The organism is Mucilaginibacter sp. (assembly GCF_041660805.1).
Taxonomy (GTDB): Bacteria; Bacteroidota; Bacteroidia; order Sphingobacteriales; family Sphingobacteriaceae; genus Mucilaginibacter.
This window is the reverse complement of sequence record NZ_JBAZVP010000009.1, coordinates 88,502-111,636: the sequence shown is the minus strand read 5'-3', so window position 1 is coordinate 111,636 and position 23,135 is coordinate 88,502. Positions and strand designations below refer to the sequence as shown.

Below are 23,135 nucleotides of genomic sequence, written 5' to 3'. Positions count from 1 at the left end.
TACTGGTCAGTTAGCGGTCTCATTATTGTATTTTCAAACTAATAACTGTTTGGTACAAAATCGCCTACTGCCCTTTACTTACTTCAATTATTTTGTCGTTGCCCCCGTTGCTTGTTATAATATAAACTTTACCATCTGGCGATATGGCAACATCGCGCATACGGCCATAAGTGTTTTTATAAAAAGTATTTACCACTTCCACCTTATCGCCTGCGGTATTTAACTTTATTTGCAATAATTCTGAATCCTTTAATATTGCTAGTAGCAAAGAGTTTTTCCATTGAGGGATGGCATCATTATTATAATAATCAATCCCCGATGGTGCGATGGTTGGCGACCATGCAAAAATGGGTTCAACCACATTATTGGTAGTGCAAAAAGCGCGCTCGTCACCGGTATTGCAAAATCCCTCTACATTTGGCCAGCCAAAATTACGGCCTTTTTGTATGATATTGATCTCGTCGTCAGTACCGCTTCCATGTTCTGAGCTGTAAAGGCGGTTGTTCACAAATACCAGTCCCTGTGGGTTGCGGTGACCAAAACTCCAAAGCGTACTACCCGCTATCGGGTTATCTGCCGGGATGCTGCCATCCAAATTAATGCGTTGAATTTTACCTGCAAAATTTGATTTATCCTGCGCCCTCGATGATACCGAAGCATCGCCACTGGTAATGTAAAGCTTTTTATCAGGTGATATGGCCAGGCGGGTGCCATTATGGATACTGGATGCCGGAATGTTATCCAGCAGAACCTGAGGATTAATAAGTGTTGTGCCGTTATAGGTAAATTTCACTACCTTTTTGGTATATGTTCCGCTCTTAAGATAATTATAGGCTACAAATACTTCAGGAGTAGTGCTAAAATCCGGGTGTAATACCATGCCCAGCAGGCCGCCTTCGCCTTGCGATACAACTTCGCCAATGGTTAACAAAGGCGTAACAGCGCCGGTTGCGGGATCTACACGGCTAATTTTGCCATCGCGTTCGGTTATCCATAGCTTACTGTCTGGTCCCCATAAAATTTCCCAGGGGTAGTTTAAATTGGGGGTAAGTATTTTGTCGGTAAGGGTTACCTCTGTTTGGGTATCATCAGATTTACTTGTGCCTTTCTTGCAGGTAATAAAAACTACCACACTAAAAATAGCGGCGAAAATTATCAATGTTTTCATGTGCTAAATTGTTAAGTAAGTGGGGGATAATTATTTAACAGGAAAGGAGTAGAATTGTTGTAAAAAACCAGTGGATTAAGCTTGTCTATTATCGCATCATCTTAGCCGGCAAAGAGCTTAGTCTGTCTTTAGGGAGTTAGCGCGCTAAAACTATACCCTTCTTTACTCCAATATTCCAAAGCCCTTGGCAAAACATATTCTAACCGGTCAAAAGCTTTCAGGCTATCATGAAACACAACAATAGAACCAGCCCGGGTATGTTTTAGCACATTCTTCAAACAAGCTTCGGGGCTTAGGCTGGTGTCAAAGTCACCGCTGAGCACATCCCACATAATAATTTTAAGACCGGGGCGGGCGCTTTTCAGCAGTTTTATTTGTGCCCTTTTAATACGCCCATATGGGGGACGGAAGAGGGATGTATTCAATAATTTATCAGTCTGCAAAAAATTATCAAGATAAGTATTGTTTTCTGTGATCCAGCCTTTTAAGTGATTGAAAGTGTGGTTGCCAATAGCATGGCCCCCGGCTTTTATCTGTTCAAAAACATCAGTATGTTTGTTTACATTATCGCCAATACAAAAGAAAGTAGCCTTTGCATTATGCTTTTTTAAAATATTTAACACAAATGGTGTAACAATGGGTATAGGGCCGTCGTCAAAAGTCAAATAAATGCAGCGGGTAGCCGGCCTGGCGCTCCATACTAAGTTAGGATACAGCTTTTTAAGCAGCCAGGGCGTTTTTACCAGATACATGCATCTAAGAAGTTAGAATGTTTCATTTATATTTAAAAAAAATAAAGCTTGCAAAGTAATTACCAGTTACTTAGAATTGTATACCAACTTATCATGAAACTAAAATTACCAAAATCAAAAGTAACTATTGCTTGCTTTATATTATTTTCAATATTTAATTTAAATGCCCAGGCACAAGAAGTAATAACCCTGCAAAAAGCTATTGATCTTACGCTTGAGCGCAATTTAACCATTAAGCAGTCGCTATTTACGGAGGCGCTTACTGATCAGGACCTAAAGCAATCAAAGTATAATTTGCTGCCAAATTTAACGGCAGGCCCGCAGGCATCATTCAATTTCGGCCGTAATATTGACCCCTCAACCAACCAGTTCATTAACCAGCGTATCTTCGCGTTAAGTGGTAATGCTTCATCGCAACTAACTATTTTTCAGGGAGGGCAGTTACGTAACCAAATAATTACTAACAGGTTACAACTGGATGCAGACCGTAGCAGCACTGCTAAAGTAAAGAACGATTTAATACTGAATGTAGTTACTACCTATTTAAGTGTACTAACCAATCAGGATTTGGTTGCCGCAGCTTTACAGCAAATTGATATTGCTAAAATAACGTTGGATAGGGCTCAAAAAAGCTACGATGCCGGTAACCAAACACTTGCAGATCTTTCGCAGGCCAAGGCTCAATTATCAACTGCTGACCTTAACTATACTACTGCCGAAAATCAATATGAATTATCTGTATTGACCCTAAAACAATATATGGAGATGCCTCCATCAACAAATATAACTATTGAAAAACCCGACATTAGCAAATTAAGGGACATAAGCACAGTATTTGATCCGGAATCGGTATTAAAAACGGCATTATCTGTTAACCCGGATATTAACCTTGCCGAGGCCCGTCAGAAAGTTGCAGCTCAAAGAATTAGTATTGCAAAAGGTAGTTATTACCCAAGCATAGTGTTATTTGGCCAGGCTGGTTCAAATTATTCTGATGCACGTAAATTATTAGGCGGCGGTAATTATCCGTTCTTTACACAACTGAAAGATAACTTTAACCAAAGCGCTGGTGTTAGCTTGCAAATACCCATATTTGGCCGTTTTACAGCACGTACATCTGTACGTAAAGCAAGAATATCTTTAGAAAATGCTGAAGTAACCGCACAATTAGCCCGCACCAATCTGGGTAAAATAATTTATCAGGCAGTTTGGGATGTAAGGGCAGCTGATAAAAAATACGTATCGACACAGCAAACCTACGAGGCCAATAAAGAAGCCTTTAACGTAATACAGCAAAGGTATAACGTAGGGCTGGTGAACTCGCTTGATTATAACACCTCACTAACAAACCTTAACAAATCGCAGTTTGATCTGATACAGGCTAAGTATGAAGTTGTGTTCAGAAGCAAAATAATTGATTACTATCTGGGAAACCCTATTAAACTTTAAAACATATAATCCTGAAACAATATCATGGGAAAAACTACTAAATATATTTTGATAAGCCTTGGCGCTTTAATTGTAATACTAATTATTGCCAAAGCAACCGGTATAATAGGTAAACCAAAATTAACACAGGTGGCTACTGAAAAAGCTGAAAGCCGTGAGATAAATGAAACGGTATCTGCCAGCGGAAAGATTAAACCACACGTTGAAGTTAAGATAAGCCCTGAAGTATCAGGCGAGGTGGTTGAATTGCCTATTAAAGAAGGTGATGTGGTTAAAAAAGGCCAGCTGCTTTGTAAGATCCGCCCTGATATATTAAAATCAGGCTATGACCGCGCAGTGGCATCATACAACACACAAAGGGCAAGCGTAGGTAACTCATCGCAAATGCTAAAACAATCTGAAGCTACTTTTGCTAACCAGGCATCAATATACAAACGGAGCAAAGAGCTTTTTGATAAAAAAGTATTAACTGTAGCCGAGTTTGAGCAGGCGAAAGCTAACTATGAAGGTGCAAAGGCATCGCTTGAAGCTGCAAAGCAAAACGTGATAGGTTCAAACTACGGTTTAGCCCAATCATCAGCATCGGTTAAGGAAGCACAGGATAACCTTGCCAAAACAACCATTTATTCACCGGTTGACGGCGTGGTATCAAAACTATCAATTGAAAAAGGCGAACGCGTTTTGGGTACACAACAATTTGCCGGTACCGAGATCATGACCATATCTGATCTGACCAAAATGGATGTAAATGTTGATGTGAATGAAAACGATATTAACCGCATTGGTGTAGGTAACAAAGCCAAAATTGAGATTGATGCCTTTTTAGGTAAGAAATTTGAAGGTGAAGTTATTGAAATAGGCAGCTCTGCTAATGTGGTAGGTACTAACGCAGACCAGGTAACCAACTTTACTGTTAAGGTACGCATTACTGCACAGTCATATATTGATCTGTTGAAAAAGAACGCGGAAAACCATTCACCATTCCGCCCGGGATTGACAGCAACTGTTGATATACGAACCAACCATGTAAACGCGTTATCTGTGCCAATACAATCAGTAACCACCCGCGACGAGAAAAAACCTGTTGTGACAGATAATTCAAAAGCGACAGACGATAAAAAGACCACCGCAAGTACACCTCCGGTAAAAGAGTACGTTTTTGTTTATTCTGCAGGGAAGGTTAAACAGGTTGCTGTTACCACCGGTATTCAGGATGATACCTACATACAGGTATTAAGCGGTTTAAAAAGCGGTGAAGAGGTTGTAGCGGCGCCATTTGCAGCTATTTCAAAAACTTTGAAGGATGCTATGGTAGTTGAGAAAGTAGATAAATCAAAATTATTTAGCGGCGAAGCTAAAAAAGACTAATCTTTCTTAAGGCAAGAAAGATTTAAGGACGAAGGACAAAAGATAAGGGAAGTATGGTTTAAGCCTGCTTCCCTTATCTTTTGTCCTTTCTCTTGTTTCAAGCTTGTCTTTTCTGCATAAAATTTCATTAATTTGTTGTGCCGGTAAAACCAATTAACCGGCTGTACACTTTACTTATTAATGTTTAAGCAAATCAAAAAAATTACAGTTGTTGGTGGCGGAAGCTGGGCCACAGCAAATATTAAGATGCTTACCGATAACGTCATTGAAAAAGAGATTTTTTGGTGGATGCGGAGCACAGAAGCAGTTGAACATATAAAAAAATTTGGGCACAACCCTAACTACCTAAGTTCTGTTGAAATAAAAGTTCCCGGGCAAAACATTTCGTCTGATCTTAAAGCACTCATACAGGCATCTGATTGTATATTACTAAATGTACCGGCCGCGTTCTTAAAAGAAGCGCTAAAAGGTATTACGCCGGAAGATCTGGTTGGTAAAAAAATAGTATCTGCCATAAAAGGCATTGTGCCCGATGAAAACCTGATCATAGGCGAATTCCTGCACCAGAAATATAATATTCCGTTTGATCAGTTTTTGGTAATAAGCGGTCCCTGCCATGCCGAAGAGGTTGCGCTTGAGAAATTATCATACCTCACCATAGCATCACAAAATAATGCGTTGGCCACTGAGTTTGCCGGTATGCTGAACACCCGTTACATAAAAACCATTGTATCTGATGATATTTACGGAACCGAGTATGGCGCTGTACTTAAAAACGTATATGCCATTGCCAGCGGCATTTGCCACGGTGTTGGTTATGGCGATAATTTTCAGTCGGTATTAATATCAAATGCCATACGCGAACTGGATAGGTTTGTAGCATCTGTACACCCTATTGACAGGGATATAAAAGAATCGGCCTACCTGGGCGATCTGTTGGTTACTGCTTATTCGCAGTTTAGCCGTAACAGAACTTTTGGTAATATGATAGGGAAAGGCTACACGGTAACATCGGCACAATTAGAAATGAATATGATTGCTGAAGGATATTATGCAGTAAATTGTCTACACCAGGTTAACAGGCAATACAAAGTAGAAATGCCTATTTGTGAGGCTGTTTACGCTATTTTATACAAAAAGAGCTCTCCTGCCATCGAAATGAGTAAACTGGCAGAGAAATTGAGTTAAATTATATAAGTTAACTTAATTAGATACTTCTATGAAACGTATATTCAAAACAGCATTGTTTGCTGTGAGTTTATTTGCAGCATCAGCCAGCTTTGCACAAACTCATAAAGATTCAACCCTGGGTCATAAAATTAGCAAAGGCGCTAAAAAGGGATGGAAGGCAACAGAAAAAACAGCTTCGAAGGTTGGTAACAAAACCGCAGAAATAGCATCCAAAGGTGCATCAGCCGTTGCTGATAAAAAGTTTGAAGGCAAGGTTGCACCAAACGGAGAAACTGTGTACATTGATAAAAACTCTTATTATTATTACGTAAATAGTAAAGGCAGGCATATTTATGTAAAAAAAGCCGACTTGGTTGATAAACCAATAAAATAAATTTAATTAAGGGCACCTGTTTGTTTAACAGGTGCTTTTTTATTTATCACTTATATGAAAACCTATCCGATAATATTTTTATACTTTGCCGGTACACTAATGCTGCTAAATGTTGCATGCAGCAAAAAACAAACAAACCCTAAATTAGAAGGCACCTGGAAATCAAAAGATGGCGAAACCACGCTGAAGATCACCAACAAACAATTTACACTTGATAGTGAATCGCCAGTACCCGAGGATTACTTTTTGAAGGGCGATACAATTTTCACCTCATTTGAAGGAAACCAGCCTTATACCAAGTTTGTGATACAAAAACTAAACGATCATGAGTTAAGCCTGATGTTTCCTGATTCAGTAGCGATAGAATTTAGCCGTTAAAACAAAAACCTCCCGGATGCTTAGGCAAACGAGAGGCTTTGTAAACAAAACTAAACTAAACTTATGCTTCCGTTAACTACTCGGAAGCTCTTATGAAAACTAACTAAATTAGAATCTTCTGCGGCGTTCCGGACGATCTTCGCGGGGTTTACCAGAGAAATCACGGAAACCACCACCGCTGTTACCACCGCTTCTGTTCCTGTCCCTGTTAAAGCCACCTTCGCGTCTTTCACCACCACTATTCCTGTCCCGGTTGAAACCGCCGCCGCCTTCGCGTCTTTGGTAACCACCTTCACGTCTTTCGCCACCGCCACTACGGGTAGTGCTTGTACCTTCGCCAGATATTTCTATCCTAACTTCACGGCCTTTAAATTCAACGCCCTTAAAGTTGTTCATTACCTGGTCAACATCGCCGTTGCTTACTTCAAAGAATGAGTAAACACCTTTAACATCAATTTTACCAACGGTACGGCCGCTTATTTTTGAGTTGTTGCAAATGTAACCCAGCAAATCGCCGCGGTTAAATTCATCAACAGAACCTAAATTGATAAACAAACGTGTAAATTCTGATTTGCCACCTGCATCGCGCATGCCGCGTTCGCCTCTTTCGCCATCTCTGCGGAAATCGTCTGCAGGTGCGTTAAGGTCAGGAGCATTACTGTAATAATCTAAAAAGCGGTTAAACTCTAATGATGCAAAACGTTTAATAACCTCTTCTTTTTCAAGGTCTTTAAACTCATCCATAATACGAGGGATGTATTGCTCAATCTGAGCTTCGTTAACTACTACGTTATGTACTTTATGTACAAGGGCAAATAATTGTTTTTCGCAAACATCAAAGCCTGTAGGTATTTCGCCTTTTACAAATTTCTTACCAATGGTACGTTCAATCTGGCGAATTTTACCAAGTTCTTTGCTGTTAATAATAGCTATAGATACACCTGTTTTACCTGCACGTGCTGTACGGCCGCTACGGTGTGTATAATTTTCTATCTCATCAGGTAAAGAGTAGTTAATAACGTGTGTAACATCATTAACATCAATACCGCGTGCAGCAACATCAGTAGCAATTAATAATTGCAGGCTGCGTTCGCGGTAACGTTTCATTACCTTATCGCGTTGTTGCTGTGAAAGGTCACCGTGTAAAGAATCGGCATTGTAGCCATCTTTTATCAGTGCTTCAGCAATTTCCTGAGTTTCAATTTTAGTACGGCAAAATACGATACCAAAAATTTCAGGGTTGTTATCAACAATGCGTTTAAATGCGGCATACTTATCACGGGCACGAACAACATAGTATTCGTGATCAATGTTAACATTACCTGTGTTTTTTTCGCCCATGGTTAGTTCGAAAGGATCGGTCATGTATTTTTTCGCGATCCTTCTTACTTCAGAAGGCATGGTGGCTGAGAACAGCCATGTTTTTTTCTCGTCCGGAGTGGTGGATAAGATACTGTCAATGTCTTCCTGGAAGCCCATGTTGAGCATCTCATCAGCCTCGTCCAATACTACAAACTTAACCTGCGAAAAGTCAATCGCTTTACGGTTAATAATGTCCAGCATACGGCCCGGTGTAGCAACAACAATTTGCACACCACGCTTTATCTGGCGTAATTGGTCTTGAATACTTGCACCACCATAAACGGCAACAACGTTAACGTTGTTCATTTTTTTGGCGTAGTTCTTAATGTCGTTCGTGATCTGTAAACAAAGTTCACGTGTTGGGCATAAAACAAGCGCCTGCGGATGATTTTCTTCGAAATCAAGCAGTTCTAATAACGGCAGTCCAAAAGCAGCTGTTTTACCGGTCCCTGTTTGGGCTAATCCGACAAAATCGTTGCTGCCTGTTAACAATACCGGAATTGACTGTTCCTGGATTGGTGTTGGATTTTCAAATCCTAACTCAGAGATGGCATTAACAATATCATGACGGATTCCCAGATTAATAAATGGGTTCATGAATTAAAATAACGTATTTGGCTACATCGCCAAATCGGCTGCAAAGGTAAGATTAAAATCCACAATATCAAATGCCATTTTTGTAATTTATAATAATGGTAAATTTATGGCGATAAAACGCTGTAACTGGCTTAAAATCAATACATTTTTTGAAAGATTGTTTTATGCCATTTACAGCCTTGCAATTTGTTAACTTTAAAATACACAATATGTTAACGTTAACTATAAATGTTTGTCCATAAAAATTTATATATAAAAAGGAATAATCTATATCTTTAATCACTCACAAACCTTATATGAAATACCTTAAAAACAGCATCAGCATTTTACTTCTTTTATTAACAGCAACATTTAGCCGGGCACAGGACTTTGAAAAAGACATGGATACTACCATGTACGGCCGCAACAAAGCAGTAGGTAAATACGCCGAACTTCGTGGAATAAAAATGTATTATGAAGTTTATGGCAAAGGCGAGCCGTTGTTAATTATTCATGGTAACACAGGTTCAATCAAAAACTTTGTTTACCAGATCCCTTTTTTTGCTAAAAATTACCAGGTGATAATTGCCGACAGTCGCGCGCAGGGTAAAACCATAGACCATGCCGACTCACTGAGTTATGAAATGATCAGCGACGACCTAAACGCATTGCTTGATCACCTGAAGTTAAAAAATGTAAATGTAATAGGCTGGAGCGACGGCGGGATAGAAGGCTTGCTGCTGGCCATGAACCACCCCGATAAAGTAAAAAAGCTTGCTGTTACCGGCGCCAACCTTTGGCCGGACAGTACCGCTGTTGATCCGTTTGTTTATAAAATGATTATGGATGTTAATATTAAAGGGGCTGATTCTTTAAAGCGGATGAAAAACCCCACGCCTGAAATGAAAAATCAACTTAAGTTGATGCACCTGCTATCATACGAACCGCATATTAAATTGGAAGCATTAAAAAAGATAACCTGCCCAACGTTAGTTATTGGTGGCGACCATGATGTGATAGTAACAAAACATACGCTTGCCATAGCAGAAGCGATAACAAAATCATACTTATGGATATTGCCAAACTCTGGCCATGGTACACCAATAGTTTACAAGGATATGTTTAACCAGGTAGTTGGTGACTTTTTTGCGAAGCCATTCAGGAAGATAGATAAATATGACAGGTTTCGGTAACCTACCTCAGCCTGTCGGCAGATTTTACCAGCTTCTCATCTCTTTGAATTGATTTAACGGCAAAAATAATGAGTATAATACTCAACGAAGTAAGGAACAAACCAATGCCCATGTTTTTATATTCAAGGGTGATATCGCCAACTACTTTTTTTACAGTTTGAGCCATCCAAAAACTATAGCCAATTAATACCAGTATAGCGCTGTAGCACAAGGCAATTTGCTGCTTGCGGTTTTTATAAAGGAATATTACAATAAGCGGTATTAATGCCGCAATAACAGTAATTATAGTTAGGGCGGTAAATACCTGGATGTGGCTATCCTGTCCGTTAACGGTTTCATAAACGCCGGTAACCGTTACGTTAACCAGTTTACCGTTCACGTAAATGTTATGTGCAAGTGGGAAAAGGAAAAGGGCAAACAGTACCAAAGAGGCAAACAGCAGGTATATAGATTGTATTCTTTGTAGCATTTTGTTTAAGTTGTAAATGTTGTGATAGTTTAAACTGTTGCAAATGTAAGATGTAAGCACGAAATCTTTACAAACTTTAACGTTTACGGCCAGTTTAACCTTCACAAAGATAATCTAAAATCGTAAATGATGTTAACTTTGCGCCGTGGCAAATAACCAACGGTATTTTATTGAATTGGCTTATGATGGTACCAACTATCATGGCTGGCAGATACAGCAAAATGCCGTAAGCGTGCAGGAATTGCTTAATAAAGCATTATCAACCCTGCTTCGCCATCCTATAGAAACAATTGGCTGCGGAAGGACAGATACAGGCGTACATGCAAAAGAATATTTCGCGCACTTCGATGGTCCCAAATCCGAGATCGAAAATTCGAAGTTTGAAATCGGCATAAACGCTTTGCTGCCTCATGATATAGCCGTAAAACGTATTATACCGGTAAACGCTGATGCGCACGCACGTTTTGATGCCACATTACGCTCGTATGAATACCATATTCATTTTGAAAAGAACCCTTTTTTAAATGGGTACTCATGGTTATTGCGTGACAAGCCTGACATGGAATTGATGAACCAGGCGGCAGCTATAATTATGGAGTATATTGATTTTAGCTGTTTTAGTAAATCAAATACGCAGGTTAAAACCAATAATTGTAAAATTGCAAAAGCAATTTGGGAACAAACCGACAATGGTATTATATTTAAAATATCTGCCGACAGGTTTCTGCGTAATATGGTTCGCGCTATAGTAGGTACCTTATTAATGGTTGGCAAGGGCGAAATGTTGCCCGAAGAGATAAGGACTATTATAGAAAGTAAGAACAGAAGCAAAGCGGGTATGAGTGTACCGGCCTGCGGGTTATATTTAACAGAGATAAAGTATCCGTACCCCCCAACCCCCTGAAGGGGGAGCTGAAATTGATCAGATAATGGCAAAAGATAAAAAAGAAAGTACTTCAAAAGTTCCCCCTTCAGGGGGCGGAGGGGGTGTCGTAACAGGTAAGGCGGTCGACTGGAAATTACTGCGAAGAGTAATGCACTATGTGAAGCCATATAATGGCATTTTCATTATAGCGACATTGCTGACGATTTTTTTAGCGGCCATTGCTTTGGCGCAACCTATTCTGATACAACTTACTTTAGATAAATACATCCTGGCAAATGACTACCACGGATTGGTATTTATGATAGAGCTGATGATAGGGCAGCTGGTTATTCAAACCATTGCACAGTATTATCAAACGTATTTAACCAATTCGTTAGGGCAGTCGGTAATTCGGGACTTGCGGATAGATATTTTCAATCACATCACCAGTCTGCGATTAAAATACTTTGACCGTACGCCAATTGGTATGCTTATCACCCGTACCGTATCTGATCTGGAAACCATCGCCGATATCTTTTCTGAAGGATTGATCTCTATCATGGGCGATTTACTGTTGGTAATAGCGGTTATTGGCTATATGCTTTTCCAGGATTGGAAGCTGGCACTCATTACACTCATACCAATGCCCTTGCTTTTTGCGTCAACATATGTGTTTAAAGAAGCCATAAAATCTTCTTTCCAGGAAGTGCGTACTCAAGTGGCGCATTTAAATACTTTTTTGGCCGAGCATATCAGCGGTATCAGTATTATTCAATATTTCTCTCGCGAGGAACAGGAAATGCGGAAATTTCGCTCGGTAAATGAAAAATATAGGGATGCCAACATTCGCTCTAACTGGTATTATTCTATCTTTTTCCCGGTGGTAGAAATTTTGTTCGCTATTTGTATAGCCCTGCTGGTTTGGTATGGCTGTAAACGGATACTCAGTGATCAGCAATTGCATAGTATTTCGGCATCACCGGGCGGGGTTACACCGGGTGTTATTACCGGGTTTATTGTGTTGTTAAACATGCTTTTTCGCCCCATACGCCAGCTGGCCGATAAGTTTAATACCCTGCAAATGGGTATGGTAGGTGCAGATAGGATCTTTAAAGTATTAGACACCGATGAAGTTGCTATTGATAAAGGCAAATTAACCCCACCGGCTTTACAAGGTGAGATAGAATTTAACAATGTTTGGTTTGCTTATAATGACGAAAACTGGGTGTTAAAGAATATCAACTTTCACATAAAACCCGGTGAAACACTGGCATTGGTTGGCGCAACCGGCGCAGGCAAATCATCAACCATAAACATCCTGAACCGCTTTTATGATATTGGCAAGGGAGAGGTGAAGGTAGATGGGATAGACATTCGAGAATACAAAGTGGATTATCTGCGGTCAAAAATAGCGACTGTGATACAGGATGTTTTTTTGTTTACCGATACCATTGGCAACAACATCAGCTTGAATAACCCGGACATTACCCGAGAAGAGATCATCAAAGCCGCCAAAGATGTAGGCGCACATGATTTTATTGAACGCTTACCCGGCGGATACGATTATAATGTAATGGAACGTGGTGCAACGCTTTCAGCAGGGCAGGCGCAGCTGATTTCCTTTATACGCGCGTTGGTTTATAACCCCACTATTTTGGTATTGGACGAAGCAACCTCATCGGTAGATACAGAGACAGAATTGCTGATACAAAATGCCATTAACAAATTAATGCAGGGCCGTACAGCCATTGTGATAGCGCACCGTTTATCTACTATACAAAATGCAGATAAAATTATAGTGCTTGACCATGGCGAGATTAAGGAAACAGGCACCCATCAGGAATTGTTACGTATCGAGAACGGTTATTACCGTAAACTGTACGATCTGCAATTTAACTCGGCAGGTATAGCTAAACCTATAGAGTAATTATTTTGATTCCAATCTGCGGGCGCCATCATCAGATACGTCCGGCTGATCTTTTTTTGGTGGATGTTTTACAGGGTTAACTGGCTGTTCCCTGTTCTCATATTCTTTTGCAACATTTTCCTGCTCAGGTTCATCAGCATAATATTGCTTGTCTGTTTTTTTAACTACACTTTTGTGGCCGTTATCTGCCGGCCTGTTGGTAGGGGTATCAGATGGTGAAGGTTTGTCGTGATCGTTTGCGGGCTTTGTCATGATATTATAACAGGTGGTAAAGCTATTTGTTTACACATCAACCGCGCGTCATTGCTTCGTTCCTCGCAATGACGCGTTTATCCAACTCGTTAATTATTGTTAATTATACGCCATAAACTTTTACCTTTAGAGCGGGTTTGTTAATTTCGCAAACAATTAGGGTAAGGTATAAGGATCCCAGGTCTCATATCTCAAATCTCATAACTAAGGTAAATGGAAGAATTTGAAGCAAGCGAATCATCAAAAAAGGTAAAAACGATATATATATCAACCGTTTTTGGTATAGCCATGGTTTTATTAATGATAGGGCTTTTAGGCTTAATATTGGTACATGCCAATAACTTGTCGCGCTATGTAAAAGAAAACATTGTGCTTAATCTTTTCATGGATGATTCGGCTCATGAAACCGACGTACTGCAATTGCAAAAACAGTTGGATACCAATCCAATGGTTAAACAAACCCAGTACGTAAGTAAAGAACTTGCCGCCCGTAACCTGCAAAAAGATCTGGGCGAAGATTTTGTAAAATTCTTGGGCTATAACCCGTTATCGCAATCGCTTGATGTTTATCTGAAAGCAGATTATGCCAATAACGCTGGTATTGAAAAATTCAAAGCTGCTTTGCTTAAAAATCCATTGGTTAAAGAAGTTAAATACCAGCAATCACTGGTAGATCAGATGAACTCTAATCTTACTTCTATCAGCTTAATTATACTGGCCTTTGCGGGTATATTTATTATACTATCAGTAGCGCTCATCAATAATACTATCAGGCTGGCTATTTATTCGCAGCGTTTTTTAATAAAATCTATGCAGTTGGTAGGTGCTACAAAAGGATTTATCCGCAAGCCATTCTTGCTTTATGGTATCTGGCATGGTCTGCTGGGCGGTTTAATATCTGTAGTGATATTGATTGGTACATTGTACCTGGCTAACAAACAGATCCCTGACCTGGTAATTTTGCAAAACTATACCGAGTTTGGCATTGTTTTTTTAGGTGTAATAGGCCTGGGCATATTTATATCGGCTTTTAGCACCTTTCTGGCAGTTAATAAGTTTTTACGTTTAAAAATATACGATCTATATAGATAGTGTTATCTGGGGTATCCCAATCACTAAATCACTAATTCAATAAATCACTAATTAAAAATATGGCATTGCAACAATCAAAAGCGGCTGCTACTAAAACAACAACTGCAGCCAGGCCCCAGCCAACAACAGCACCGGTACAATTCATATTCGGAAGGGAAAACTACCTGATATTAATTATCAGCATTGCTGTAGTGGCATTTGGTTTTGTGCTAATGAGCGGTACAACAGATATTTACAGTACTACTAAAATTGTTATTGCACCTATAGTAGTGCTTGCCGGTTTTGGTTTAGGCTTTTATGCTATCTTAAAAAAGCCATCAGCTAAGGCATGAATATATATATACAAGTAATTATTCTTGCAATAATAGAGGGCGTCACGGAGTTTTTGCCTATATCATCAACCGGGCACATGATCATTGCTTCATCCATAATGGGTAACGCGGATGATTCATTTATAAAGCTTTTTACTATAGCTGTTCAGTTAGGTGCAATATTATCGGTAGTGGTATTATACTTCAAACGGTTCTTCCAAACGCTTGATTTTTACATTAAACTATTGGTGGCTTTTATACCGGCTGCTATTTTTGGCTTACTGTTTAGCAAAAAGATTGATAATTTATTGGAGAGCGCCTTAACAGTAGGTATTACCATGTTTGTTGGCGGTATCATTTTATTGTTTGTTGATAAATGGTTTAACCGGGCCGAAGTTAAGGAAGAAAAAGAGATAAGCTATTTAACGGCTTTAAAGATAGGTTTCTTTCAGTGCCTGTCCATGATTCCCGGAACCTCACGTTCTGCTGCCAGCATTGTTGGCGGTATGTCGCAAAAGCTGAGCCGTAAGGCAGCGGCCGAGTTTTCTTTCTTTTTAGCAGTGCCCACCATGTTTGCCGCGACTGCCAAAAAACTATATGATTTTTACAAAGAAGGCCATGTAGTTACCGGCGAAGAAATTAAGCTTTTAGCTATTGGTAACGTTATCGCCTTTATAGTAGCCTTGTTGGCCATTAAAACATTCATCACCTTTTTAGAGCGCCGCGGTTTTCAGTTATTTGGCTGGTACCGTATTTTGATAGGAGGAATAATCATTATTCTCATCGTATCAGGCCATGATTTAAAGGTAATATAAACCAGGATTAAAAGGATTCTACGGATTACCGGATTTGATTGTAAAACGGATAAAATTAGTTTCTGAAATTTTAATTAAAAATCCTTTAATCAGACAAATCCCCTAAATCAAGGTTCATGTTCAAATCTATTCAAGACTTTGCCGATGGCCAGTTACTGCTGGTTAACAAACCCTACGAGTGGACCAGCTTTGATGTGGTAGGCAAAATTCGCAATTCATTTAAGCCGTTAAAGCTTAAAGTGGGCCACGCAGGCACGCTTGATCCGCTGGCTACCGGGTTGCTTATTATCTGCACAGGTAAAATGACCAAGCAGATTGATACCTTCCAGGCCGAAGAGAAAGAATACACAGGTACTATGATACTGGGTGCCACCACCCCCACATATGACCTGGAGAGTGAACCTGAAGTAAAATTCGACATTAGTCACCTAACTGATGAACAAATAAAAGCTAACTGTGCGCAGTTTACCGGCGACATCCAGCAGTATCCGCCCGCGCATTCGGCTATTAAAATTGATGGCGAACGTTTATACGAAAAGGCCCGCCGTGGTGAGGATGTGGAGCTGCGCCTGCGTAATGTAACTATATCTGAATTTGAAATAACCCGCATTGAACTACCCGAAGTTGATTTCAGAGTGGTGTGCAGTAAAGGAACGTACATCCGCTCATTGGTGAATGATTTTGGTGCTGCTTTAAATAATGGCGCTTATCTTTCCAAATTAAGGCGTACCCGAAGCGGGAATTACCGCATTGAAGATGCCTACGAGGTTTTAGAGCTGGTTAGTGCTATTCGGGAGCTCAAAGCAGGGCAGGCTGATCCTTCTGATTTGTAATTTTTACATTTCAATTAATAAAACCGTTCTCCTTTGTCCTTTCTCCTTTTACCTTTGTGCTGAACAGAATGAAGATCTATCACCATATTGACGAATTTACGCCGGTTAAAAATGCAGTGGTTACCATTGGCACTTTTGATGGGGTACACATTGGCCACCGTAAAATAATATCGCGCATAAAAGAGCTGGCAGATGCCTCGGGAGGTGAAACCGTTATACTTACTTTTTTTCCGCATCCGCGGATGATATTGCATCCCGAGGATGAAAGTATTAAGCTTATTACCACCATTACAGAAAAAGCCGGACTGTTGGAGCAATTAGGTGTAGATCACCTCATTATTACCCCTTTTTCAAGAGATTTCTCTAATCAATCGCCAGAAGGATATATCCGCGATGTGTTGGTTAATCAAATCGGCACTAAAAAAATTGTTATAGGTTATGACCACCGTTTTGGCAAGGACAGGCAGGGCGGCTTGCATGATCTGCTTGCTTTGGCGCCGGTTTACGGTTTCGAGGTAATAGAAATACCCGAGCAGGATATTAACGATGTAGCCATCAGTTCTACGCGTATCAGGGTAGCATTGCTTGATGGTGATATCAACATAGCCAATGAATGTTTGGGTTATCCTTTCTTCATCACCGGTAAAGTTATCCGTGGCGATCAGTTGGGCCGTACTTTGGGCTACCCAACTGCAAACCTAATGATAGAAGAAAGGTACAAGCTCATCCCATCTGATGGGATCTATGCCGTAAAAGTTAAGGTAGAAGGCAGGGAATATAAAGGTATGGCTTACATTGGTCATCGCCCCACTGTTAACGGCATGACCCGCAACATTGAAGTAAATATTTTTGATTTTAGCGCCGAGATCTATAATAAAGAACTCCGCATGGAATTTCTGCACTTTGTACGTGAAGATATTAAATTCGCCTCGCTTGAAGAATTGGTAGTACAATTAGGCAAAGACAAAGAAGATGTACTGGCCCTGCTGATAATGAATAGTCCGCAGTTTAATACATAGCCATTCATTACATAAATCAACAAAAACTCCACTCTCAATTTCCTAATTTCATATAATTCAATAGATTTGAGTTAAGAAATAGCTACCAAATTATTAAATGGCCAAATTAAATCTCGACAGGCAGGAAAGTGAATTTTTAAACGAGACCATTTCCCATTGGGAAAAGAACCATCTTGTTGATGCCGAACAAGCCGATAAGCTGCGTGACTCTTACGAGGTAAAGGGCTTTGATTGGATGCGCCTGGCTAAGTATTCTTTTTGGGTGGCTCTTATATGCGGCGTTGTGGCAGTAGGTTCGTTTATTGTAGATGATGCCGTTATTAATTGGATAAAGAAGCTGTACGAAACACCGGACATTGTTATTAGTATATTATCAGGTGCTTTGGCTGCCGGCTTGTTTTACCTGGGCCATAGGAGTAAGAAGCACAATCCAGAAAAAGTTTTTAGTAATGAAGCTGTAATATTTACCGGTGTATTGTTCACCGCCTGCTGTATTGCATATCTGGGTAAAACATTCGATAATGGCTCGGGTCATTATTCGCTGTTGTTTTTGGCATCGGTATTTGTATATGGTTTTTTGGCCTGGCGTATGGGTTCAAGAATGATATGGCTTTTTGCGTTGGTATCACTGGGTAGCTGGTTTGGTACCGAAACAGGCTATCAAACAAAATGGGCGCTGTATTTTCTGGGGATGAATTACCCTTTACGGTTTGTGGTTTTTGGGCTGCTGTTAGTAGCTGCCTGCCATGTGTTAAAAAACCAAAAATGGTTTGCCTTTTTCTGGGAGATCACCTATGTGGTAGGCATGTTGTACCTGTTCATGTCGCTTTGGTTGTTTAGCATATTTGGGAATTATGGCAGCATTGATACCTGGTGGCGAATCAAACAGATCAGCCTGTTTTACTGGGGAATTATCTCGGCTGTGGTAGCAGGCGCCTTCCTGCTGTATGGCTTAAAAAGCAAAGATGTTATAGCCCGCGAATTTGGCATTACCTTTCTTATTATTTTCCTTTACACCAAATACTTTGAATATTTTTGGGATCACACCAATAAAACCTTGTTCTTTTCTATACTGGCTATGTCATTCTGGGTTATTGGCCGTAAGGCAGAAAAAATATGGAATATCAATACCAAAGTACCTGAAACATCTGAGGGAGAAGTATAATATTCATTACAATCATGATATTTACCATGGGTGATATTCTGTCTTTATTCCCGTCTCTTACTTCCTGATTCTATATTACCGGTGCTTAAAAAACACCAGATAGATCTGCTTAAAAATATGGTATGCCGCAAAGGCAAAGAAAAGTATCGAAATCCCTGTATCAATAAAACGGGTGGTGAGGGCAAATTTCTTTTGCAGGTAGCGCGCAAAATGGGCGTATAAAAACAATGCTATAAATGCTCCCGCTGCCGAACCTATGCTAAAGATCACTAAAGCTATACGGCCGTCTTCTATCCATTCATGAGTGATCAGATAAGTGCCGGTCACCATCCAGAAAGGTATCTGCATGGGGTTTAAAAAACCTAATAGTATGCCATATTTAATGCTGGCATGATTAGAGTAAGTTGTTTTTGGTGGTTTATTGCGGTTTAGCCATGTAATTGTGCCTAAAGTGCCAAACAAAACAACCATTACCCAGTCAATAATAGTATCTAACCTAACCTCTTCAGACAAACATTTGGCGCCTTGCATAACAATGTATGTAAAGAAGAATTCAACGCATGAAAAAGCAATAATAAACTGTAGCGCCTGTTTTATCCCCCGGTTAATAGTGATTTGTACAAGCGTCAAATTAATGTTGCCCGGTGGTACGTAGCCTATAAAATTAGCTATGATGCCGATGAAAAAGGTTAGGAGTATCATTTGCGCAAAGATATATTTTAATAGCCAAATAATGTCCGCAGTAAAATGACTATACGATAAGAAATTTAGATATACTGCAAGCCCTTAAATTTGCATATTTGCACCTTATAACATCTGCATAAACATGCCCGCTGATAAAATCATATCCTTATTACCCTCCGCTACCGAAATAGTTTGCGCCCTTGGCCTGCAAAATAATTTAGTTGGCCGCTCACATGAATGTGATTATCCGGAAGGGGTGCAAAACCTGCCGGTATGTTCCGAGGCAAATTTTCCGGATGGTTTAAGCAGTGTTGAGATAGATGTAAAAGTTAAAGAGATCCTTGCAGATGCTTTATCCGTTTACACCGTTAAACGCGAGGTAATAAAAGAACTGGCGCCGGATGTGGTAATAACCCAGGCACAGTGCGAAGTTTGTGCCGTATCATTACCTCAGGTAGAGCAGGCGCTGGAAAATTATTTAGATAAGCATGCAGAGATCATATCACTGCAGCCAAATAGCCTGGATGATATATTTACTGATATAGCCCATGTTGCCACTGCACTGAATGTACCTGAAGCCGGTGGGCGCTTATTGGAAGAGCTAAACGAGCGGGTAGATATTGTTAGGCATAAATTAAAGTTTGTAGAGAGCAAGCCAACGGTTGCCTGTATTGAGTGGCTCGATCCTATGATGATATCAGGTAACTGGGTGCCGGAACTGGTTACCATAGCAGGCGGTGTGCCTATCTTGGCCCAAGCCGGCAAACACTCACCTTATGTTGACTGGGCGGATATTCATGACCAAAACCCTGATGTGATTTTATTGATGCCCTGCGGGTTTCCTATTGAACGCACTATGCGCGAGATAAATATATTATTGCAGCAACCAGGCTTCAGTGAGTTAAAAGCGGTAACAAATAATCGCATTTACATTGCAGACGGTAACCAGTATTTTAACCGCCCCGGCCCACGGATAGTGGATTCTATTGAAATACTGGCAGAGATCATCCACCCCAAACAATTCATATTCGGTTACGAAGGAAAAGGCTGGGTAAAATTCTCACTTTAAAAAATACTTTAAAAAGTAGCGCAACATTTTAAAATAAATATTTACTTATATTTACGTCTCACAACCTAAATATTAGCAAATGCGTAGCTTATTGACCCTGGCACTGGTTCTGTTTACCACCATCAAATCGTTTGCCTTAGTGGCAGATGAACCCCGGTTTAATGCAAATAAACTAAGTATTAGTTGGGAAGTGGTAGATAATAACTACCAGAACAAGCAAATGGCGCTTACTGCCATTACCATTACTAATACAGATAAAGAAGCATTCCCGGCTACAGGCTGGAAGATCTATTTTAACTCGTCACGTAATTTTTTAGTAAATGCCACAAGCGGGAATGCTAAAATTGAGCAGGTAAACGGCGACCTGTATAGCTTTACACCTGTTGATAAATTCGCGGCGATAAAACCCGGTGAAAGTGCCCGGATAGAGTATGTGTGCGAATCGCCGGTGGTGAATTTTACGGATGCAATTGAAGGCCCATACCTGGTTTGGGATACCGAGCCTAACAAAGGTTATTCCCCGTTAGATTTTATTGTAAAATCATATAAGCCCACTTACCAGGGGTTAATAACACCAGAAATTATCTACAATCAAAATAAGATCATACAGGATATACCTGCAAAGCAACTTCAAAAAATAATTCCTACGCCACTCAACTATCAGGAGAACAGTGGCAATTTTGTGATCACCAATTCGGTAAATATTGTGAGCGATCCGTTTTTCGAGAAAGAGAAAGCCTATTTTATAAACGGATTGGAGAAATTATTGGGCAGCAAGATCAAAAGCACTGCATCAGGCAAAAAAATCATTTTTAAAAGGCTGGGCAGCTTAGGTGCCGAAGCCTACAGGCTATTTATCACACCCGAGGCAATGACCATTAGCGCGTCAACCACTGCCGGTTTGTTTTATGGGATCCAATCTTTTAAAACCGCGGTATCCGGCGAGTATTGGGCAAATCCACAGGCTAATATTTCTGTTCCTTGTTTAGATGTTACCGATGAGCCGCGGTTTCCTTATCGCGCAGTAATGCTTGATGTAGCACGTAATTTTCAAAGCAAGCAGCAAGTATTAAAACTCATCAATTTAATGGCGGTATACAAGCTGAATACGCTTCACATGCACTTAACTGATGATGAAGGCTGGCGTTTGGAAATCCCATCGTTACCTGAACTTACAGCCGTTGGTTCAAAACGCGGGCATACTTTAAATAGCAAAGGTTTTTTACCAGCATCCCATGGCTCTGGTCCTGATTTTGGTAACACAGCCGGTACCGGATTTTATACCAAAGCCGATTATATTGAGATATTAAAGTACGCTACCGAGCGCCATGTAACCGTTATGCCCGAAATTGAAACACCCGGCCATGCACGTGCCTCTATCAAAGCAATGGATGCCCGATATGATCGTTTAATGGCCGCGGGCGATAAAGCAGGTGCAAGCCGCTATTTACTGCGCGATTTAAACGACAAGTCTGAATATCGCTCAGTGCAGTACTGGAACGATAACGTAATTGATGTTTCGCTGCCATCAACCTATACTTATGTTGAGGCGGTAGTTAATGATTTGGTTACGATGTACAAAGAAGCCGGCGCGCCTTTGCCTGCTATTCATTTTGGCGGCGATGAAGTGCCGGCCCATGTTTGGGAAAAATCACCTGCTTATTTAACCTTAAAAGCTACGAATCCCGAAATAAAAAGCACAAACGACCTGTGGTATTATTTTTACGGCAGGGTTAACGATATCCTGAAAAAGCGCAATATCAAACTCTCCGGCTGGGAAGAGATGGCACTGCGCAAAACTACACTTGATGGGCAATCTGCCTATGTGGTTAACCCGCAGTTTTTAAATGAGAACATGCAGGTTGATGTTTGGAACAACGTACTGGGCGATGGGCAGGAGGATTTGGCTTACAAACTGGCTAACGGCGGTTACAAGGTAGTGCTTACCTGTGTTACCAACCTGTATTTTGACATGGCCAATTACAAATCATTTGATGAACCGGGCTATTACTGGGGCGCATATTTGGGCATAGATAAGTTCTTTTCTTTTATCCCGTATGATTACTTCAAAAATGCTGATGTAGACAAGAACGGGCGTCCTATAAACCGCAATTTATTTATTGGCAAGCAACGCTTAACCGATTATGGTAAAGGCAATATTATTGGCTTACAAGGTGCCCTATGGGGCGAGACAGTTAAAAGCGCCGAACGTATGGATTACATGGTGTTCCCTAAATTGATAGGTTTGGCAGAACGTGCATGGGCCAAAGACCCGTCATGGACAACTGAACGGGATACTGCCAAAGCGCGCGAACTATACAACCAGGATTGGAGTAAATTCCTGAATATTTTAGGTAAAAGGGAGTTGCCGCGTTTAGCTTATTACAATAGCGGTTACAGCTTTAGGATCCCAAAACCGGGAGTTGTGTTACAGGATGGAAAATACGCAAGTAATATTCAATTTCCCGGCATGGTAATCCGCTATACTACAGATGGTACGGAACCTACTGCCAGCAGCAAGATTTACGAAGGGCCGGTTAATGCAACAGGTGTAGTAAAATTCCGTGCTTTTGATATTAAAGGCCGCGGAGGTAATGTAGCCGAAGGAGAAAGCAACGACAAGCCGGTGATATAATTTTAATGGCCGTGGGTGAATAGTGCTTTAACAGTTCCCGATTATTTTGTTAGTAGAAGGTTATCTAATTTACCAGGCGTTCCAAGGAACGCTTCATGATTATTACGTTTTTCTACCAACCAGAAGTCCCTACAGGACTAAGAAGGTAATTTGTTATAATGTGCCATAGGCACATTTCGTTGGTAGAAT

Annotated in this window: 22 protein-coding genes; 16 read left to right on the top strand and 6 right to left on the bottom strand. The window is 40.4% G+C overall.

Annotated elements, in window-relative coordinates; translation table 11 throughout:
• Positions 1-64: 64 nt before the first annotated feature.
• Positions 65-1,168 carry a sorbosone dehydrogenase family protein gene (locus WC743_RS13755; RefSeq protein WP_373012604.1) on the bottom strand — a complete coding sequence of 368 codons (1,104 nt, stop codon included), beginning with the start codon at positions 1,166-1,168 and terminating at the stop codon, positions 65-67.
• A gap of 128 nt (positions 1,169-1,296) precedes the next feature.
• A complete protein-coding gene (locus tag WC743_RS13750) occupies positions 1,297-1,920 on the bottom strand; it encodes a polysaccharide deacetylase family protein (protein WP_373012602.1) in 624 nt (207 codons plus the stop codon).
• A gap of 93 nt (positions 1,921-2,013) precedes the next feature.
• Here WC743_RS13750 and WC743_RS13745 point away from each other — a divergent pair, with 93 nt between their 5' ends.
• From WC743_RS13745 to WC743_RS13725, 5 genes are all read left to right on the top strand, one after another.
• On the top strand, positions 2,014-3,369 hold the full coding sequence (locus WC743_RS13745) for a TolC family protein (protein WP_373012600.1): 1,356 nt from the start codon (positions 2,014-2,016) through the stop codon (positions 3,367-3,369).
• 24 nt (positions 3,370-3,393) lie between these two features.
• Positions 3,394-4,737, top strand: coding sequence for an efflux RND transporter periplasmic adaptor subunit (locus WC743_RS13740; RefSeq protein WP_373012598.1), 1,344 nt, complete (start codon positions 3,394-3,396; stop codon positions 4,735-4,737).
• A 180-nt stretch (positions 4,738-4,917) separates the two neighbouring features.
• Positions 4,918-5,925 (top strand): NAD(P)H-dependent glycerol-3-phosphate dehydrogenase, encoded by a 1,008-nt coding sequence (locus WC743_RS13735; protein WP_373012596.1) that lies wholly within the window; start codon positions 4,918-4,920, stop codon positions 5,923-5,925.
• Positions 5,926-5,956: 31 nt separating this feature from the next.
• Complete coding sequence (locus WC743_RS13730) at positions 5,957-6,301, top strand: hypothetical protein (RefSeq protein ID WP_373012594.1); 345 nt, start codon at positions 5,957-5,959, stop codon at positions 6,299-6,301.
• A 54-nt stretch (positions 6,302-6,355) separates the two neighbouring features.
• Complete coding sequence (locus WC743_RS13725) at positions 6,356-6,679, top strand: hypothetical protein (RefSeq protein ID WP_373012592.1); 324 nt, start codon at positions 6,356-6,358, stop codon at positions 6,677-6,679.
• Between the two features lie 108 nt (positions 6,680-6,787).
• On the opposite strand, the gene WC743_RS13720 is transcribed toward WC743_RS13725, so the two are convergent.
• Positions 6,788-8,638: a DEAD/DEAH box helicase gene (locus WC743_RS13720; RefSeq protein ID WP_373012590.1), complete on the bottom strand. Its 1,851-nt coding sequence runs from the start codon at positions 8,636-8,638 to the stop codon at positions 6,788-6,790.
• 296 nt (positions 8,639-8,934) lie between these two features.
• Between WC743_RS13720 and WC743_RS13715 the strand changes: the two genes are divergently transcribed.
• Positions 8,935-9,810: an alpha/beta fold hydrolase gene (locus WC743_RS13715; RefSeq protein WP_373012588.1), complete on the top strand. Its 876-nt coding sequence runs from the start codon at positions 8,935-8,937 to the stop codon at positions 9,808-9,810.
• A 1-nt stretch (position 9,811) separates the two neighbouring features.
• On the opposite strand, the gene WC743_RS13710 is transcribed toward WC743_RS13715, so the two are convergent.
• Entirely contained in the window at positions 9,812-10,279 is a 468-nt protein-coding gene (locus tag WC743_RS13710) for a DUF4293 domain-containing protein (RefSeq protein WP_373012586.1), read from the bottom strand.
• A gap of 145 nt (positions 10,280-10,424) precedes the next feature.
• Here WC743_RS13710 and truA point away from each other — a divergent pair, with 145 nt between their 5' ends.
• Both truA and WC743_RS13700 read left to right on the top strand, forming a co-directional pair.
• Positions 10,425-11,183, top strand: coding sequence for a tRNA pseudouridine(38-40) synthase TruA (gene truA, locus WC743_RS13705; RefSeq protein WP_373012584.1), 759 nt, complete (start codon positions 10,425-10,427; stop codon positions 11,181-11,183).
• A gap of 130 nt (positions 11,184-11,313) precedes the next feature.
• A complete protein-coding gene (locus tag WC743_RS13700) occupies positions 11,314-13,071 on the top strand; it encodes an ABC transporter ATP-binding protein (RefSeq protein WP_373012731.1) in 1,758 nt (585 codons plus the stop codon).
• On the opposite strand, the gene WC743_RS13695 is transcribed toward WC743_RS13700, so the two are convergent.
• Complete coding sequence (locus WC743_RS13695; RefSeq protein WP_373012582.1) at positions 13,072-13,323, bottom strand: hypothetical protein; 252 nt, start codon at positions 13,321-13,323, stop codon at positions 13,072-13,074. It lies immediately after the preceding gene.
• 213 nt (positions 13,324-13,536) lie between these two features.
• Here WC743_RS13695 and WC743_RS13690 point away from each other — a divergent pair, with 213 nt between their 5' ends.
• From WC743_RS13690 to WC743_RS13665, 6 genes are all read left to right on the top strand, one after another.
• Positions 13,537-14,415, top strand: a complete 879-nt coding sequence (locus WC743_RS13690) for a cell division protein FtsX (protein ID WP_373012580.1) — start codon at positions 13,537-13,539, stop codon at positions 14,413-14,415.
• Positions 14,416-14,474: 59 nt separating this feature from the next.
• Complete coding sequence (locus WC743_RS13685; RefSeq protein ID WP_373012578.1) at positions 14,475-14,747, top strand: DUF3098 domain-containing protein; 273 nt, start codon at positions 14,475-14,477, stop codon at positions 14,745-14,747.
• Entirely contained in the window at positions 14,744-15,541 is a 798-nt protein-coding gene (locus WC743_RS13680; RefSeq protein ID WP_373012576.1) for an undecaprenyl-diphosphate phosphatase, read from the top strand. Before WC743_RS13685 ends, WC743_RS13680 begins: the two co-directional genes overlap by 4 nt.
• Positions 15,542-15,657: 116 nt before the next feature.
• Positions 15,658-16,374, top strand: coding sequence for a tRNA pseudouridine(55) synthase TruB (gene truB / locus WC743_RS13675; RefSeq protein ID WP_373012574.1), 717 nt, complete (start codon positions 15,658-15,660; stop codon positions 16,372-16,374).
• A 68-nt stretch (positions 16,375-16,442) separates the two neighbouring features.
• On the top strand, positions 16,443-17,393 hold the full coding sequence (locus WC743_RS13670) for a bifunctional riboflavin kinase/FAD synthetase (RefSeq protein ID WP_373012572.1): 951 nt from the start codon (positions 16,443-16,445) through the stop codon (positions 17,391-17,393).
• A gap of 97 nt (positions 17,394-17,490) precedes the next feature.
• On the top strand, positions 17,491-18,558 hold the full coding sequence (locus WC743_RS13665) for a DUF2157 domain-containing protein (RefSeq protein ID WP_373012571.1): 1,068 nt from the start codon (positions 17,491-17,493) through the stop codon (positions 18,556-18,558).
• A gap of 75 nt (positions 18,559-18,633) precedes the next feature.
• Here WC743_RS13665 and WC743_RS13660 read toward each other — a convergent pair whose 3' ends face one another.
• Positions 18,634-19,260: a LysE family transporter gene (locus tag WC743_RS13660; protein ID WP_373012569.1), complete on the bottom strand. Its 627-nt coding sequence runs from the start codon at positions 19,258-19,260 to the stop codon at positions 18,634-18,636.
• Positions 19,261-19,384: 124 nt separating this feature from the next.
• Between WC743_RS13660 and WC743_RS13655 the strand changes: the two genes are divergently transcribed.
• Both WC743_RS13655 and WC743_RS13650 read left to right on the top strand, forming a co-directional pair.
• The gene (locus WC743_RS13655; RefSeq protein ID WP_373012568.1) at positions 19,385-20,311 is read left to right on the top strand and encodes a cobalamin-binding protein; all 927 of its coding nucleotides are present in this window, start codon (positions 19,385-19,387) and stop codon (positions 20,309-20,311) included.
• A 79-nt stretch (positions 20,312-20,390) separates the two neighbouring features.
• Entirely contained in the window at positions 20,391-22,946 is a 2,556-nt protein-coding gene (locus tag WC743_RS13650) for a family 20 glycosylhydrolase (RefSeq protein WP_373012567.1), read from the top strand.
• Positions 22,947-23,135: the final 189 nt, after the last annotated feature.

Bases quoted from the DNA above. Each gene is read 5' to 3' on its own strand.
- WC743_RS13710 (WP_373012586.1), bottom strand. From the start codon at position 10,279: ATGCTACAAAGAATACAATCTATATACCTGCTGTTTGCCTCTTTGGTA.
- WC743_RS13685 (WP_373012578.1), top strand. From the start codon at position 14,475: ATGGCATTGCAACAATCAAAAGCGGCTGCTACTAAAACAACAACTGCA.
- WC743_RS13695 (WP_373012582.1), bottom strand. From the start codon at position 13,323: ATGACAAAGCCCGCAAACGATCACGACAAACCTTCACCATCTGATACC.
- WC743_RS13755 (WP_373012604.1), bottom strand. From the start codon at position 1,168: ATGAAAACATTGATAATTTTCGCCGCTATTTTTAGTGTGGTAGTTTTT.
- WC743_RS13750 (WP_373012602.1), bottom strand. From the start codon at position 1,920: ATGTATCTGGTAAAAACGCCCTGGCTGCTTAAAAAGCTGTATCCTAAC.
- WC743_RS13715 (WP_373012588.1), top strand. From the start codon at position 8,935: ATGAAATACCTTAAAAACAGCATCAGCATTTTACTTCTTTTATTAACA.
- WC743_RS13655 (WP_373012568.1), top strand. From the start codon at position 19,385: ATGCCCGCTGATAAAATCATATCCTTATTACCCTCCGCTACCGAAATA.
- WC743_RS13680 (WP_373012576.1), top strand. From the start codon at position 14,744: ATGAATATATATATACAAGTAATTATTCTTGCAATAATAGAGGGCGTC.
- WC743_RS13665 (WP_373012571.1), top strand. From the start codon at position 17,491: ATGGCCAAATTAAATCTCGACAGGCAGGAAAGTGAATTTTTAAACGAG.
- WC743_RS13700 (WP_373012731.1), top strand. From the start codon at position 11,314: ATGCACTATGTGAAGCCATATAATGGCATTTTCATTATAGCGACATTG.
- truB (WP_373012574.1), top strand. From the start codon at position 15,658: ATGTTCAAATCTATTCAAGACTTTGCCGATGGCCAGTTACTGCTGGTT.
- WC743_RS13660 (WP_373012569.1), bottom strand. From the start codon at position 19,260: ATGATACTCCTAACCTTTTTCATCGGCATCATAGCTAATTTTATAGGC.
- WC743_RS13670 (WP_373012572.1), top strand. From the start codon at position 16,443: ATGAAGATCTATCACCATATTGACGAATTTACGCCGGTTAAAAATGCA.
- WC743_RS13745 (WP_373012600.1), top strand. From the start codon at position 2,014: ATGAAACTAAAATTACCAAAATCAAAAGTAACTATTGCTTGCTTTATA.
- WC743_RS13690 (WP_373012580.1), top strand. From the start codon at position 13,537: ATGGAAGAATTTGAAGCAAGCGAATCATCAAAAAAGGTAAAAACGATA.
- WC743_RS13730 (WP_373012594.1), top strand. From the start codon at position 5,957: ATGAAACGTATATTCAAAACAGCATTGTTTGCTGTGAGTTTATTTGCA.
- WC743_RS13740 (WP_373012598.1), top strand. From the start codon at position 3,394: ATGGGAAAAACTACTAAATATATTTTGATAAGCCTTGGCGCTTTAATT.
- WC743_RS13720 (WP_373012590.1), bottom strand. From the start codon at position 8,638: ATGAACCCATTTATTAATCTGGGAATCCGTCATGATATTGTTAATGCC.
- WC743_RS13650 (WP_373012567.1), top strand. From the start codon at position 20,391: ATGCGTAGCTTATTGACCCTGGCACTGGTTCTGTTTACCACCATCAAA.
- WC743_RS13735 (WP_373012596.1), top strand. From the start codon at position 4,918: ATGTTTAAGCAAATCAAAAAAATTACAGTTGTTGGTGGCGGAAGCTGG.
- WC743_RS13725 (WP_373012592.1), top strand. From the start codon at position 6,356: ATGAAAACCTATCCGATAATATTTTTATACTTTGCCGGTACACTAATG.